Annotated in this window: 19 protein-coding genes and 1 tRNA gene; 6 read left to right on the top strand and 14 right to left on the bottom strand. The window is 27.9% G+C overall.

Features of this window, described 5'->3' with window-relative positions; all coding sequences use genetic code 11:
- Window positions 1-3: 3 nt before the first annotated feature.
- The 3 genes from AC5SL8_RS00985 to AC5SL8_RS00995 are packed head-to-tail and all read left to right on the top strand — an operon-like array spanning window position 4 to window position 2,416.
- Window positions 4-315, top strand: a complete 312-nt coding sequence (locus AC5SL8_RS00985) for a proton-translocating transhydrogenase family protein (protein WP_494580144.1) — start codon at window positions 4-6, stop codon at window positions 313-315.
- A gap of 2 nt (window positions 316-317) precedes the next feature.
- A complete protein-coding gene (locus AC5SL8_RS00990) occupies window positions 318-1,712 on the top strand; it encodes an NAD(P)(+) transhydrogenase (Re/Si-specific) subunit beta (protein ID WP_494580145.1) in 1,395 nt (464 codons plus the stop codon).
- Between the two features lie 5 nt (window positions 1,713-1,717).
- Window positions 1,718-2,416, top strand: a complete 699-nt coding sequence (locus tag AC5SL8_RS00995) for a transaldolase family protein (RefSeq protein WP_494580146.1) — start codon at window positions 1,718-1,720, stop codon at window positions 2,414-2,416.
- Here AC5SL8_RS00995 and AC5SL8_RS01000 read toward each other — a convergent pair whose 3' ends face one another.
- A complete protein-coding gene (locus AC5SL8_RS01000; protein WP_494580147.1) occupies window positions 2,417-3,085 on the bottom strand; it encodes a class I SAM-dependent methyltransferase in 669 nt (222 codons plus the stop codon).
- Window positions 3,086-3,175: 90 nt separating this feature from the next.
- Between AC5SL8_RS01000 and AC5SL8_RS01005 the strand changes: the two genes are divergently transcribed.
- A complete protein-coding gene (locus AC5SL8_RS01005) occupies window positions 3,176-5,284 on the top strand; it encodes a DUF6311 domain-containing protein (protein WP_494580148.1) in 2,109 nt (702 codons plus the stop codon).
- On the opposite strand, the gene AC5SL8_RS01010 is transcribed toward AC5SL8_RS01005, so the two are convergent.
- From AC5SL8_RS01010 to tkt, 13 genes are all read right to left on the bottom strand, one after another.
- Window positions 5,281-5,871, bottom strand: coding sequence for a hypothetical protein (locus AC5SL8_RS01010; RefSeq protein WP_494580149.1), 591 nt, complete (start codon window positions 5,869-5,871; stop codon window positions 5,281-5,283). The two genes, AC5SL8_RS01005 and AC5SL8_RS01010, sit on opposite strands and share 4 nt — an antisense overlap.
- Before the next feature lie 55 nt (window positions 5,872-5,926).
- Window positions 5,927-6,661, bottom strand: coding sequence for a glycosyltransferase (locus AC5SL8_RS01015; protein WP_494580150.1), 735 nt, complete (start codon window positions 6,659-6,661; stop codon window positions 5,927-5,929).
- A gap of 6 nt (window positions 6,662-6,667) precedes the next feature.
- Window positions 6,668-6,744 (bottom strand) — tRNA-Met (locus tag AC5SL8_RS01020).
- A 6-nt stretch (window positions 6,745-6,750) separates the two neighbouring features.
- Window positions 6,751-6,945: a 30S ribosomal protein S21 gene (gene rpsU / locus AC5SL8_RS01025; RefSeq protein WP_006997326.1), complete on the bottom strand. Its 195-nt coding sequence runs from the start codon at window positions 6,943-6,945 to the stop codon at window positions 6,751-6,753.
- 51 nt (window positions 6,946-6,996) lie between these two features.
- Complete coding sequence (locus AC5SL8_RS01030) at window positions 6,997-7,584, bottom strand: cell cycle transcriptional regulator TrcR (RefSeq protein ID WP_494580151.1); 588 nt, start codon at window positions 7,582-7,584, stop codon at window positions 6,997-6,999.
- On the bottom strand, window positions 7,585-7,815 hold the full coding sequence (gene rpmE, locus AC5SL8_RS01035; RefSeq protein ID WP_494573336.1) for a 50S ribosomal protein L31: 231 nt from the start codon (window positions 7,813-7,815) through the stop codon (window positions 7,585-7,587).
- A gap of 35 nt (window positions 7,816-7,850) precedes the next feature.
- Window positions 7,851-8,591: an inositol monophosphatase family protein gene (locus AC5SL8_RS01040; RefSeq protein WP_494580152.1), complete on the bottom strand. Its 741-nt coding sequence runs from the start codon at window positions 8,589-8,591 to the stop codon at window positions 7,851-7,853.
- 5 nt (window positions 8,592-8,596) lie between these two features.
- Window positions 8,597-9,157, bottom strand: a complete 561-nt coding sequence (gene efp / locus AC5SL8_RS01045) for an elongation factor P (protein ID WP_494580154.1) — start codon at window positions 9,155-9,157, stop codon at window positions 8,597-8,599.
- Window positions 9,154-9,777 carry a thiamine phosphate synthase gene (thiE, locus tag AC5SL8_RS01050; RefSeq protein ID WP_494580156.1) on the bottom strand — a complete coding sequence of 208 codons (624 nt, stop codon included), beginning with the start codon at window positions 9,775-9,777 and terminating at the stop codon, window positions 9,154-9,156. Before thiE ends, efp begins: the two co-directional genes overlap by 4 nt.
- Complete coding sequence (locus AC5SL8_RS01055) at window positions 9,764-10,774, bottom strand: class I fructose-bisphosphate aldolase (RefSeq protein WP_494580158.1); 1,011 nt, start codon at window positions 10,772-10,774, stop codon at window positions 9,764-9,766. Before AC5SL8_RS01055 ends, thiE begins: the two co-directional genes overlap by 14 nt.
- Before the next feature lies 1 nt (window position 10,775).
- Complete coding sequence (locus AC5SL8_RS01060) at window positions 10,776-11,954, bottom strand: phosphoglycerate kinase (protein ID WP_494580160.1); 1,179 nt, start codon at window positions 11,952-11,954, stop codon at window positions 10,776-10,778.
- A complete protein-coding gene (gene gap, locus AC5SL8_RS01065; protein WP_494580162.1) occupies window positions 11,954-12,961 on the bottom strand; it encodes a type I glyceraldehyde-3-phosphate dehydrogenase in 1,008 nt (335 codons plus the stop codon). Before gap ends, AC5SL8_RS01060 begins: the two co-directional genes overlap by 1 nt.
- Window positions 12,958-14,922, bottom strand: coding sequence for a transketolase (gene tkt / locus AC5SL8_RS01070; protein ID WP_494580163.1), 1,965 nt, complete (start codon window positions 14,920-14,922; stop codon window positions 12,958-12,960). Before tkt ends, gap begins: the two co-directional genes overlap by 4 nt.
- 54 nt (window positions 14,923-14,976) lie before the next feature.
- On the opposite strand from tkt, the gene AC5SL8_RS01075 reads away from it, so the two are divergent.
- Together AC5SL8_RS01075 and AC5SL8_RS01080 are read left to right on the top strand one after the other, a co-directional pair.
- Window positions 14,977-15,300, top strand: coding sequence for a 5-formyltetrahydrofolate cyclo-ligase (locus tag AC5SL8_RS01075; protein WP_494580165.1), 324 nt, complete (start codon window positions 14,977-14,979; stop codon window positions 15,298-15,300).
- Window positions 15,288-15,734, top strand: a complete 447-nt coding sequence (locus AC5SL8_RS01080; RefSeq protein ID WP_494573344.1) for a cell division protein ZapA — start codon at window positions 15,288-15,290, stop codon at window positions 15,732-15,734. Before AC5SL8_RS01075 ends, AC5SL8_RS01080 begins: the two co-directional genes overlap by 13 nt.
- The last annotated feature ends 2 nt before the right edge of the window (window positions 15,735-15,736 follow it).

Consider the following 15,736-nt stretch of genomic DNA (forward strand, 5'->3'; position numbering starts at 1 on the left):
ATTATGGAAATAGACCCTTTTATATTTAGATTAAGCATATTCGTTTTATCAATTTTTATTGGCTATTATGTCGTCTGGAGTGTAACCCCATCTTTGCATACTCCATTAATGTCAGTTACTAACGCTATATCATCAGTAATTATTGTTGGTGCAATAATTGCAGGTTTAGCTGGTGGAGGCATAGATAGTATTTTTACTGTCTCTAATGTTTTAGGTTTTTTAGCAATATCGCTTGCAGCGGTTAATATTTTTGGTGGATTTTTAGTAACTCAAAGAATGCTTCAGATGTATAAAAAAAAGAAGAAAGATAAATAATTATGTCAGCAAATTTATCAGCAATATTTTATTTAATATCTGGTGTCCTATTTATATTAGCATTAAGAGGACTTTCATCACCAGAAACTTCAAGACAGGGTAATTTCTTTGGAATTTTAGGAATGATAATTGCAATTACTGTTACCTTTTTATCAGTTGGAAATTTTTCTAGTGGACTGATTTATGTATTAATTTTTTTAATAGTAGGTGGATTAATAGGAGCTTTTATAGCTTACAAAATACCAATGACAGCAATGCCAGAACTAGTTGCGGGTTTTCATAGTTTAGTTGGTTTGTCAGCAGTTTTTGTTGCAATCTCAGCCTTCCTAAATCCAGAAGCATTTAATTTAGGAACGGTAGGAGCCATTAAACTTGCAAGCTTAATTGAAATGTCAATTGGTGCTGCAGTTGGTGCAATAACATTTTCAGGTTCAATAATTGCTTTTTTAAAACTTCAAGGAATAATGTCAGGTTCACCAATTACTTTTAAAGGGCAGCATTTTCTTAATGCTTTATTGTTAATCTCAATAATAATTTTAACTTACTTGTTATGCTCATCCCAGTCCTCTAATTTCTTTTGGATATTAATAGCTGTTTCATTTTTAATAGGATTTTTATTAATTATCCCTATTGGTGGGGCAGATATGCCAGTAGTAATATCTATGTTGAATTCATACTCTGGTTGGGCTGCTGCAGGAATTGGTTTTACTTTAGAAAATACTGCATTAATTATAACAGGAGCTCTTGTTGGATCTTCAGGTGCAATTTTATCTTACATAATGTGCAAAGGTATGAACCGATCTTTCTTTAATGTAATCTTAGGAGGATTTGGTGCAACAGAACAATCTGCATCATCTGGGAATAAAGAACAAAGACCTGTTAAGAGTGGTAATGCTGAAGATGCAGCTTTCTTAATGAAAAATGCATCATCCGTTATAATTGTTCCAGGTTATGGAATGGCGGTAGCACAAGCACAACATGCACTTAGAGAGATGGTAGATACCTTAAAGAAAAATGATATCAAAGTTACTTATGCAATTCACCCTGTTGCGGGAAGAATGCCGGGTCATATGAATGTATTGTTAGCAGAAGCTAACGTTCCATATGATGAAGTTTTTGAACTTGAAGAAATTAATAATGATTTTGCTAATGCAGACGTTGCATTTGTAATTGGGGCAAATGATGTAACTAATCCAGTTGCAAAAACTGATCCCCAAAGCCCAATTTATGGAATGCCCGTATTAGATGTTGAAAAATGTAAATCAGTATTATTTGTAAAAAGAAGTTTATCTCCTGGATATGCTGGAATTGATAATGATTTGTTTTATAAAGAAAATACCTTAATGCTATTTGCTGATGCAAAAAAGATGACTGAAGATATAACTAAAAACCTTTAAAATTAATGACAACAAGAATATTTTGTGACATTGCAGAGCTAGATCAAATAAAAAAGTTTAATAAGAAAAAAATAGTAAAAGGCTTTACAACTAATCCCAGCTTAATGAGAAAAGCAGGAGCTAAAGATTATAAATCTTATTCAAGGAAAATATTAAAAATTTGTAACAATAAACCTGTTTCTCTAGAGGTATTTGCTGATGAATATAAGGAAATGAAAAAACAAGCTCTTCAAATTAATACTTGGGGAAAGAATGTTTATGTGAAAGTACCAGTTGCTAACTCCAAAGGTGTCTTTATGGGAAAAATTATTAAAGAACTCAATAATTTGGATATTAAACTTAATATCACAGCAATTTATAGTGCAAAACAGACAGAAAAAATTTTAAAATTAATTAACAAAAAAACTAAAGTTATAATTTCAATATTTGCTGGTAGAGCAGGTGACACTGGTAAAGATCCAGTTCCAGAATTTAAAAAAAGCATATCAATAGCAAAAAAATTTAAAAATGTAGAAATACTTTGGGCAAGTGTAAGAGAACCTTATAATTATTTGCAAGCTAAACAATTAGGCTGTCATATAATTACCATACCTCCGTCAACTATTGAAAAAGTTGAAAAATTTGGAAAAACTTATAGTCAATTGACTAAAGAGACAGTAAAAGCATTTTTAGTGGACAGCAAAAAATCTAAATTTAAAATTTAGTCATTTTTTAATAATATGCACATTATAAAATAAATTTAAATCAAAAGATTTAATTTTGAATGGCAGGTAAGACTCACTTATAAAATCTCCAAAATTATACTTTATTATTGAGAATAGTCCAAAAATAGAATTAACATGTTCTGTGCCATTCATATAATCAAATTCTTCAGGTGTGATTTTATATTTTTTTTTAATAGAAAATAATTTTAAATAAAGTCTACCAAGTCTAAAAAGTAAACCAGGATCTGTTGGTAGTGAGATTGATAATATCCCTCCTTTTTTTAACTTTTTCATCATCTCAAACAAAAAAATTTCAGGATCAGCAATATGTTCTAAGCAATGAGATATTATTATTCTATCAAAGTAATCTTGTTCATAGGGTAATATTTTGCCATCATAATTGGTAGCTATAACTTTTGGGTTATCAGCATATTTATCAATAATAGTTTCTGATGTTTCAGCAATATGATATTCGTCATAATGGTGTTTGATGAACTTATAATGTGGTGCACTACCAGCTCCTATTTCCAATACCTTAGAAATATTATTAGGAAAATTAAATTTTTCAAGTTGCTTGTGACATTGTTTCATAAAAAAACCCATCAATCCTGAATAGGCATGACTATTATATCTAAAAGTTAAATCTTGAAATATATCTTTTTTAAACATGATTTTTTATAAATTAATAGAAACTGCATCTCAAATAATATAAGTATAACAAATTATCTATTACAAGTAATAAAATTTACAATATTTAAAATGAGATTTGTTAATAAAAATATATATTTTTTGATCATTTTTTTTATAGTTAGTTTAATTTTAACATTTTTACTGCTTGGAGCTGAAAATTTTTCAATAAAAGGATATTTATATTCTGAAAATTATGATCTTATAAGTGATCAATTGGCATTCAAGTTTTTTATAAATGATCAATGGCATTTTCCAATTGGTAAAAACCCAAACTATGGAATTGAAGTTGGGAATTCAATAGTTTTTTCTGGAGCTGTACCCATTTTATCTTTCCTATTTAAGTCAATAGCAAGATTTTTGCCAAATAATTTTCAATTCATAACCATATGGTTTGTGATTTGTTTCACACTGCAATTATTTTTTAGTTATCTGATTATAAATCATTTCACAAGGAAAAAACTTTATTCATTTATTTCATCTTTCTTTTTTATTATTTGCCCAGTTTTATTATACAGAATACCTATACACATAACTTTAGTTGCACATTGGATAATTTTATTTTGTTTATATTATGAAATCACAAATACTAATTATATAAAAAAAGAAACTTTTTATTCTCTCATTTTTCCACTATCAATTCTTATTCATTTTTATTTTTTACCCATGTTAATGATTATAAAATATTCATTTTTATTAAAAGATTATATCGATCAAAAAGATTTAAAAAAAAATTTTAGAGAAATTGTAATTCCATTAGTACCTTTAGTAATTGTAGCTTATATATCAGGGTATTTTCAAATTTCAGCTTTTGATGCAATGGGCTTTGGATATGGATTCTATAGTTTTAATTTAGCAGGTTTTATAGACCCACAATCTACAAATGATTCAATTAATTGGTCAATGTTCTTTACAGACATTAAAAATACAAATGGACAGGCAGAGGGATTTAGCTATTTGGGAATCGGTGGAATCATATTATTTATATTTTTTTTAATTATATTTTTTAAAGGAAAGGAAACTGTTCAATTCTCAAAATTGCCATTTATTTTTATTTTCTTAATTTGTTTTCTTTTATCAATTTCAAATAATATTTATTTGGGAAATAATATGATCTTTGAATACCAACTTCCTAAATTAATTTATGGTTTATTAAGTATAATAAGAGCATCTGGAAGATTTATTTGGATATTATATTATTTAATTATAATTTTTGGTATAATTTCTATTTTTCAATTATTTAATAATAAGAATAAATCTGTATTCATGATCTCTTTTATATTAATAATTCAAGCAATAGATATATCTCCAGCGTTAAAGAATTATTATAAAGCAAATGCATTTAATAAAATAGAAATTAAAAATACCAATGAAGAATTTTGGAAAACTATTAGTGAAGATTTCAAAATAATTAGAACAACTTATTTTAAAAATAGCTCAAACATATACCCGTATATTTCTAATCAGATTCTAGAAAATGATTTTTTAAGAACAGATATTTCAAGATTAGGTAGATACGACAGAAGTAAAGCATCATCAAATAGAAATAGATTATATTTTGATTTAAATAATAAGCAGTTAGATAAAAATACAGCCTATGTAATTGATAATATTAACCACCTAAGATACCTCAAGTATTTGTATCTCATGGAAAACATGGGCTTTTTTTTTGTTGACGGTGTTTGGTTAATGTTATCTGGTTATAAAAATAAGATGAGTCAAAACGACATTGACAAATTTGATCAGATTAAAATTGTTGAAATTAAAGAAAATACGAAACACAATTTTATGATAAGTGGTCTAATGGAACCTCTTGGTCTAGGTTGGACTTTTTCCTCTGAAAATAAAGGTATTTGGACTGAAGGAAATGAGTTTAATATTCTTTTTAAATTTAAACCTAAGATAAATAAGACTTATAAAATAAAATTGAAAATAAGCTCAATTATCAGCAAACCTAATGAATATTTAAATGGCTTTGTAAAAATAAATGGTCAGATAAATAGAAATTTTAAATTTAAAAATTTAAGTAAAGGTTTTATTGAATTTTCTATTCCAAATATTAAGGATGAAACTTACAAGGTAGATATAATAATTAAAAACCCTACATCACCTCTAGATTTATTACAAAGTCCAGATGGTAGAATGTTAGGTCTTTTAATAGAAAGTCTTGAGATAATTTAGTTGAGTAATGTAGATTTCCATTTTGAATAAAAATCTTGTAATTTTATATTTCTATAATGAAATATATTCAAAAAACTCATTTTATAGAAATCATCAGTTATAAAAGAATTATGAATTTTCATTATTTTTTTATATTCATACCTTTTTCTAATAAATTTACCTCTATCTAAATTTATCATCAATCTATTTATCATTTTATTTTTATTTTTGAGAGGATCAACTGATATGAACATTGCTTTATTAAATTTTTTTCTTATTACTTCATTAATCATTTTTACAAGCTCATTATCTAAATGATGTATTGCTCCATTCATAAATATCAAATTTGGTTTAAATTTAAAAATTTTTTTATTTTTTTTTAAATTTTTTAGATCACCATATAAGAACTTAAATTTTTTCCATTTTTTTTTGTTTTGATTTAGATAAAAAGGATTGTTGTCATAACCCATGTAATCATCAATATAGTTTTCCACATAATCTAAAATGTAACTATCGCCACAACATAAATCTAAAACTCTAATTTTTTTTTTACAAACCTTTTTAAAAAAATATTTAAAAAAATCATATTCATGATTTTTCTTTCTCACAGTATTTTGATAAAACCTGTATATAATTGGGAATTTCAGTAAAAATTCTTTCATATTAGAAGCTAATTTTAATTTCTATTAAATCAAATATCATGTTTATTGGGTCTCTTAATAAGCTAATTTTGCTGCCCTCTTTATGAGTCCATTTAACGGGTAATTCTTGAATTTCTATTTTTTTATTCATGAGATGAATTATTATTTCCACATCATGAACATAGCGGTATGATTTTAATTTAGGAAGTATTTTTTTGATATAAGAAGAGTTATATATTTTATAACCACACTGCGTGTCTGTAAGCTTGATATTAAATAAAGACTTAATCAATAATTTAAAGAATAACCCATAAAACTTTCTTATCCAAAGTGTTTTAATTTTAGATTTTTTAAGATTCCTTGATGCAAAATATGCACAATTTTTTTTAAGTATATAATTTTTTGCAAGCCAGTCAGTGTAAGTTGATGGCAATACAGACATATCAAAATCACACGTTAATATCCAAGGATGGGTACTTTTTCTTATCCCTTGAATAATAGCATAACCCTTACCCATATTTTTTTTATAAGAAATTAACTGGTGATTAATTTTTTTATTTTTTATTTTGAATAAAAATTTTTTTATTAAATTTGCACTCTCATCAGTACTTCCATCATTAACAAATATGATTTCAACATCTACACGGTTTTTTTTGATAAATTTTTTTAATATCTCAAAGGTTTTTTTTGCCCTTCTAGACTCATTGTATAAAGGAATAACTATAGATAATTTTTTGAATAAAATTTTCTTTTTCATCTTAATTGGTTGCGGGGGACGGATTTGAACCGCCGACCTTCAGGTTATGAGCCTGACGAGCTACCAGACTGCTCCACCCCGCGGTATATTTAAATTCTGTTCTTAAGTTTATTTAATTTTTTAACTCTTTTAATATTTTCTTGTAGTATTCTTTTTTTCTTTTCAGAGGGTTTTTCATAAACACTTTTTAATTTTACTACTTTAAAAAAACCATCTCTTTGTAACTTTCTTTTAAGAACTCTGAGTGCTTGTTCAATATTGTTATCTTTGACTTCTATTTTCATAAATTTTAATTGTGCTTAATTAACATTATATAATTTTGCTGTCTATTAAAATTATTCAATGTTTGAAACTTCTCTTATTAATTTTGCCTTTTCTTTTTCTTTTCTCTCTCTTTTAATTCGTCTTTCAGCTTTTTCTATAGCGTCAACTAAATCTTTTTGAGAGAATAGTCCCAAAGCTACAGGATCTTTTGGATTTAAGTTATTATAATTCCAATAACTTTTATTCTTTATCGCTGTAACTGAAGCTTTAGTTACGCCAACTAATTTTGCAATTTGAGAGTCTTTTAGTAAAGAATGATGTTTAATTAACCATAAAGCCGAATCTGGCTTATCCTGTCTTTTTGATAATGGAATGTATTTTTTAATTTTTTTATCCTCACTTGAAATTTCAATATCAGTATTTTTTATCTGTAATTCTTTATTTTCATCTTTTGAAGCTAGTTCAATTTCTTCTCTAGTAAGCTGACCAGATATAATTGGGTTATAAGCCATAATTCCTTTTGCAACTTCACCATCAGCAATCCCTTGCACTTCAACTTCATGTAAATTGCAAAATTTAGCAATTTGCTTGAATGTAAGTGTAGTATTTTCTACTAGCCAAACAGCTGTCGCCATTGGCATTAAAGGTACGTTTGACATTTAATCCTTTTTTTCTGATCTGAAGTTTTGGAATTTTTTATTGAATTTACTTACACGACCCTTATCCATTAACTTTTGCTTTCCACCTGTCCAAGCAGCATGTGATTTTGGATCGATCTCTAATCTTAAAACTTCTCCTTGTTTTCCCCAAGTTGATCTTGTTTCAAATTGAGTTCCATCAGTCATTTCTACTGTAATTGTGTGGTAGTCTGGATGTATGTCTTTTTTCATATCGAGACTTATAGCAAAAGAATTCTATAAAACAATTAAAAGTTCTTTAATTTTTCAAGCATTTTGTCGTTAATTGCCATGCTCGAAGCTCTTATTTGTATATTTTTATTTTGTGAAAGGTCGATTTCATTAATCATTCCACCTGCTTCTTTCACCAATATTATACCTGCTGCTATATCCCATAAATTAAGACCGTTTTGAAAATAGCCATCATATCTACCTGCTGCAACATATGCAATATCTAGAGCAGCACTTCCAGACTTTCTTAAAGGTAAGTCGACTTCATTTTTAGCTACACCACCTGTTGCAAACAAACAGCTATTAAGCTCCTTTTTTTTGGATACTCTTATCCTTTGATTATTAAAGAAAGCACCACTGTCTTTTTCAGCATAAAACATTTCATCTTTAATTGGGTCATAAATTAAACCTGAAATAATTTCATTACCATATTTTAAGGCTATAGATATTGCAAAGTGAGGTACACCATGTAAAAAATTTGTAGTACCATCAATAGGATCTATGATCCAAGTATGATCTTTGTCTTTATTGTTTTCAGAACCATCTTCTTCACTGATAATAGAATAGTAAGGTCTTGCTTTTTTTAATTCTTCTATAATTATTTTTTCAGCTTTAAGATCAGCATTAGACACAAAGTCAGTAGGGCCCTTAATTGAAACCTGCAATTTTTCTATTTCTCCGAAATCCCTGATTAAAGCTCTAGATGCTTTTTCAGCAGCTTTAATCATAACGTTTAGATTAGCCGATATAGATTGCATAAAAATTATATCTTTTTAATGTATTCCATAGTTCGAGTATCAACTATGATTTTATCACCACTTTCAATAAAAGGGGGAACTTGAATGTTTACTCCATTATCTAATATTGCAGGTTTATAAGAAGAAGAAACTGTTTGCCCTTTTAGAGCAACATCAGTTGTCTCAATTGTGCATGTCACTTGATTAGGCAACTCTACCGTTAAAGGTTTTTCATTATAAAAACTTATATTAACCTCTAAGTTTTCTGTTAACATTTTACCTTTTTCACCTACTGTTTCTTTTTTAATATTAATTTGCTCATAAGATTTAGGATCCATAAAATAATAGTCAGTTTCATCTTCATAAAGATAATTAAATTTTATCTCATCTAATGAAGCTTTTTCAACAGATTCACTCGATCTAAATCTTTCATTTAGTTTTGTATTTTTATTTACACTTTTCATCTCTACTTGAGCAAAGGCACCACCTTTACCGGGTTTTACATGTTGTGTTTTTAAAACTTGCCAAAGGTCATTTTTGTATTCAATTAACATTCCAACTCTAATTTCACTTGCGTATAATTTCATTTTAATTTTTTAATAGCTTCTAATGGTTTGTATTTTTTATTATTCCAAATGTAGCCTGAAATAGCTAAAAAGTTAGCTTTATTCAATAAGAGTTTTTTGTAATTATTCAATTTTATACCCCCAATAGCAACAACCGGTAAGGAAGTTATCTTTTTTATAGATTTCAGTATTCTCAAATTTGCTCTATATTTAACTTTTTTAGTTTGAGTTGAGTAAAACGCACCAAACGCTAAATAATCAGCCCCATCCGAAACTCCTTTTTTTGCTAATTTTATTGAATTATGACAGGTAACACCAATAGTCTTATTCTTTAATAGTTTTCTCGCTTTAACAATACTCATGTCGCTTTGGCCCAAATGACAACCATCTGCATTCAGTTTTTTTGCAATCATGGGATCATCATTAACTAAAAATTTTACTTTGTACTTCTTGCATATTGTTAGAATTTTTTTTCCAATAATAAGTTTATTTTTGATTGTTTCTTTTTTTAGTCTCAATTGAAAATAGCTAACTTTTCCTGATTTTAATACTAATGATAAATTAGTATAAAATTCATCGTCTTCTATTTTATTTGGTGAAATTAAATATATAAACTTTGTATTTTTTTTATTGAGACTCAAGTTCAGCTGACCATTTCCCTTGAGCTGCTAATGTACACATGTTTGCTCTATGATTAAATACGTTTTGTGTACCTTCAATATTTTTAATATCTTTTGACCAGAATTTAAGAGCGCTTTGTTGTAAGGCCCTTCCATATGAATAGGTCATAATAAAATTTGTATCATTGTACTTATTTATTAAATTTAAATTTTCTGTTGCCTCAACCTCTGTTTGACCTCCTGATAGGAATGCAATACCAGGCACTTCAGCTGGTACATTTTCTTTAAGACATTTTAGAGTAAGTTTAGCAGTTTCCTCATTTGATATCTTCTTATCGGAACTAGCTCCTGCTAATATCATGTTAGGTTTTAAAATTATTCCACTGAAGTCAATATTATGAAGAATTAACTCCTCAAAACATTTTTTAATAACTTTTGAGGTTTTGTTAAAACAGTCTTCAGCTGAATGATCACCATCCATTAAAACTTCTGGTTCTACTATTGGCACCATTCCACATTCTTGAACCAAGGCCGAGTATCTTGCAAGAGCATGTGCGTTTGAATGAATAGATAATTCACTTGGGTGCTTTTTTGTAATATTAAAAACACCTCTCCATTTTGTAAATCTTGCACCTAATTTGTAATATTCTATCAATCTTTCTCTTAAGCCATCAAGACCTTCGGTAATTTTTTCTTCTGGAGAACTTGCTAGAACTTTAGCTCCAGTATCAACTTTTATTCCAGGTACAGCACCTGTTGCAGTGATTATCTCTGGAATAGTTTTTTTAGAATTAGAAATTTGTTTAATTGTTTCATCATATAAAATAACCCCACCAATAAATTCTTTCATTCCTTCTGACGTAAAAAGTGTTTCTCTAAATAATAGTCTATTTTCTGGAGTTGAAGGAACTGCAACAGAATCCAATCTTTTTGTCATTGTGCCATTACTTTCGTCTGCTGCAAGGATACCTTTGCCCCTTGAAAGTATTTTTAGTGCAATTTTATTTAGTTCCGACATATTAATTAAGAGCTCTTATACCAGGAAGTTTTTTTCCTTCAAGATATTCTAGAAAAGCTCCACCTGCGGTTGAGACAAAATTAAAAGAATTAACTGCATCGATAGTATTCAATAGTGAAACAGTATCACCTCCACCTGCTACAGAATAAATTGTATTATTATTATTTTTTTCGACAATTTTTTTTGCAATCTGAATACTTCCTTTAGCAAAATTAGGGTTTTCAAAATAACCCGCTGGTCCATTCCAAAGGATAGTGTTGCTTTTATTTATTAAGTTATTGATAGTTTTTATTGATTTAGGACCAATATCTAAAATTAAGTCATCTTTAGAAATATCCTTTAATTCTTTTACTGCTGGATTATCATTTAAATTTTTTCCAACCACAACATCTTCTGGAAAAAGTATCTTGCAATCTTCTTTTTTTGATAAAGAAAATATATCTTCAATGATTTGATGACAATTATCCTCTTGAAGAGATTTTCCAATTTCATGACCTTGGTATTTAAGTATATTATTGGCCATTCCTCCAACTATTATAATATTATCAAACTTTGGGATTAAATTTTTTATAATATTAATCTTTGAAGAAATTTTAGAGCCACCAATTATACAAGTAATAGGCTTCTTAATTTCAGAAGTAATCTTAGTTAATGCTTCAATTTCTAAGTCTAATTGGAGACCTGAATATGAGGTAATAAATTTTGTTATTTCAAAAATAGAGGCATGCGCTCTGTGAGAACATGAAAATGCATCATTAACATAAATATCAGCTAAACTTGCCAAATGTTTAGCAAAAGCTTTATCATTTTTTTCTTCTTCTTCATAAAACCTAAGATTTTCAAGTATAACAATTTTTTCATTTTGATTTTTAAAAAGATCAGTTGAATTTATTTCTCGAATATTTTTAGTGATAAGCTTAATATCAGTTTTTAATTTGATTTTTAGATCTTCACATATAGGTTCAAGGGATAGTTCTTTGACGACCTTACCTTTGGGTCTACCAACATGTGACAGTATTATTATTTTTGTATTTTTTTCTAATAAATATTTAATTGTTGGTAATATTTTATCAATTCTGGTGGTATCAGTAATTACTCCATTTTCTAATGGAACATTTAAATCTAACCTAAGTAATATATTTTTTTGATTAAGATCAGCCTGGTCCTTTATACTTTTCATTAAGAGTTTTTATGAAGATATTCTGCAATATCACACATTCTGTTTGAAAAACCCCATTCATTATCATACCACGCAGAAATCTTGCCCATATTTTTACCTACAACATTAGTCAACGTAAGATCAACGATTGCAGAAGCTGAATTGTGATTAAAATCAATAGATACTAATTTTTCTGATGTTGCTTCTAAAACTTTTTTTGTTTGTTTCTTCACTGCATTTGTAAATGCCGTATTGATGATTTCTTTATTTATTTCTTTTTTAGTACAAAAAACTAATTCTATTAATGAAACATTTGGTGTAGGTACTCGCATCGCTACACCCTCAAGTTTTCCTTTTAAAGCAGGTATAATTTCACCAATTGCTTTTGAGGCACCTGTAGAAGTTGGAACTATTGATTGACTGGCAGATCTTGCTCTTCTTGGATCTTTATGAGAATTATCTAAAATTCTTTGATCACTAGTAAAAGCATGGATAGTAGTCATAAATCCTTTTTCAATTTCAAAATCATTATTTAAAACATTTGCAACAGGCGCCAGACAATTAGTAGTACACGAAGCGGCCGAAATAATTTGGTCATCATTTGTTAAAATATTTTCGTTAACACCAAATACAATTGTTTTATCTGCATCTTTACATGGGGCTGAAACTATAACTTTTTTAGCACCATTTTTAAGGTGAGCTAATAATTTTTCTTTTGAATTAAATTTTCCAGTACATTCAAAAACATAATCAACTCCATATGATTTCCAATTTATATCTTCAATATTTGAGTGTTGAGAAAAAGTAATCTTATTTTTATTAATAATTAAATGCTTTTTATCAAATTCTAACTCTGCATTAAATTTTCCATGAACAGAGTCATATTTTATTAGCGTACAGCTTGATTCAGCATTGGATCGGTTGTTTATATGTTTAATTTCTATATTTTTGTTTTGGCTTTCAATAATTGCTCTAATTACCATTCTACCAATTCTGCCCATTCCATTTATTCCAACTTTTAATGTCATTTCTTATTCTTTATAAGGTTTTTTGTCTTTTTTGAAATATTTTCAACTGTTAATCCAAAATATTTATAAATCTCTTTATAAGGCGCACTTTTTCCAAAAGTTTCTATTCCAAATGTCAATCCATCAGTGCCAGTATATTTCTTCCAACAATCTGTTGATGCAGCTTCAATAGATATTTTAAATTTTGTTTCACCAAGTATTTTCTGCTTATAAGAAGATGACTGTTTGTCAAAAATATCATGGCATGGAACTGATATTACTTTAGAGTATATTTTGTCTTTGGCTAATTTGTGGCTAGTTTCAATTGCAAGATTAACTTCGGATCCACTAGCAAGTATAGTGAGGTTGATCTTTTTATTTGTTCTAAAAACCTCGTATGCTCCAAATGAGCATTTATTTAAGTTTGAATATTTTTTTCTTATAGGATCAAGGTTTTGTCTAGTCAATGATAAGACGCTGGGTGTATTTGAATTTTTAAGAGACAATTCCCAACATTCTATAGTTTCCATTCTATCTGCAGGCCTAAAAACATTTAGGTTTGGAATAGATCTTAAGCCAGACAACTGTTCTATTGGCTGATGGGTTGGACCATCCTCGCCCAAACCAATAGAGTCGTGTGTCATTACATATATAACTCTTTGACCCATTAGCGCTGATAGACGTATCGATGGTTTACAATAATCAGAGAATATTAAAAATGTTCCTCCATAAGGGATAAACTTACCATGAAGTGCAATACCATTCATTATTCCACACATTGCATGCTCTCTAACACCATAATGAATATAATCCCCATTAAAATTGTTTGAATTTATAATTTTTTGGTACTTAGTTTTAGTGTTATTAGATCCAGCTAAATCAGCGGATCCTCCAATTAAAGTATTGTTCTCTTTAGTTAATGCATTCAAAACTAATTCAGAAGATTTTCTTGTAGCTATGCTTTTATTTTCTTTTAATGAAATTTGTTTTTCAATTTTTAATGATTTAGAAAAATTATTCTTTAATATTTTATCTATTATAAATTTTTTTCTTTTATAAAATTTATTCCAATTTTTTTCTAATTTAATTCCTTTATCACCAATTTTTTTCCATTCGTTTAAAATATTTTTTGGTATTTCAAAAGGCTTATATTGCCAGTTTAATGTTTTTCTAACAAGTTTGATCTCATCTATCCCAATTGGACTACCATGTGAAGATGATTTACCAGATTTATTTGGAGACCCATAACCAATTTTTGTTTTACATGAAATAACCGTAGGTCTTTTTGCATTCTGAACTTTTTTTAATGCATTAAATATTTCTTTTTCATTGTGACCATTAATTAAAATATAATCCCAACCATAGCTTTCAAATCTTTTTTTATAATCATCAGATACAGCCAAGCTTGTTGGTCCATCAATTGAAATTGAATTATTATCAAAAAGCATAATAAGATTTTTTAATTTTAAGTGACCAGCCAAACTCATAGCTTCGTGACTTATACCTTCCATTAAACAACCATCACCTGCTAAAACATAAGTTTTATGATTAATTATTTCTTTACCTAATTTTTTTTTAAGAATTTCTTCTGCTACAGCAAATCCAACAGAGTTAGCAATACCCTGCCCAAGTGGACCAGTAGTTGTTTCAATTCCTGTTCCAGGATGATATTCTGGGTGTCCTGCACAAATTGAATTTAATTGTCTAAAATTTTTAATATCCTTTATGGAAACACTTTTGTATCCAGTTAGATAAAGTAAAGAATACAATAACATTGATCCATGACCCGCAGACAAAACAAACCTATCTCTATTTAGCCAGTTAGGATTATTGGGATTAAATTTTAAAAAACTTCTAAATAAAACTGTAGCAACATCAGCCATACCCATAGGCATTCCAGGGTGACCTGAGTTGGCTTTTTGTACCGCTTCTATAGACAAAAACCTTATTGCGTTTGATAAATCTTTATGTAGTTTGTTCAAAAATTATCCTATCTAGACTTCGTAGACTCAATTTAATATTATAAATATATATATATGAAAACAGAGACTGAAAAAGAAAAAAAATTGAGTTTTGCAATTAATAAACTTAAGAATTTGAAATTACAAAACCCTTCATTAAAAACTAATCTAGAAAATTTGAATGCTCAAAAAAATCAATTAGAAATTGAAAAAAAAGAAATTGAAGAAAAATATCAAAACCTAATGAGAGAACATAAAGCTCTTAATCAGAAATTAGAAGAGATTAAACAACAAAAGCTGGATGAACAAAAAAAAGAAACTGAATTTTCAGAAAAAATTGATGAATTAAATCAAGAAACAGATACTTTATTAGAAGAAATAGATAAATGGCAAATGTAAATATCAAATTTAATGGTAAAGATTTTTTATTGTCTTGTGACGATGGACAAGAGGAGCATCTAGAAGAATTGCTTATTCATATTAATGAAAAATTTAATAAACTTAAAAATGATTTAGGAAATATTGGTGAAAATAAACTTTTATTAATTACTTCTGTTCAAGTAATGGATGAATATTTTGAAACCAAGAAAAAAGTAGAATTAAAAAAAGAGCAGTTAAAAGATCTTTCTAATAAATTTAGAGAGCTAAAATCTTTAGTTTATGAATATAAAGATAAAAAAGAGGAAGAAATAGCTCAGCTGACTCAAAATCATGAAGAATTTAAAAATGAAATTGAAAAAAATAAGCAAGACTATGAAAAGATAATAGAAGATGCTGCTGATGAAATTGAAAATTTTGTTGCAAAAGCTAATTTAGAAAATCCAGTCCAATAAAT

The sequence above is a fragment of the Candidatus Pelagibacter sp. PS_41 genome, assembly GCF_059417725.1.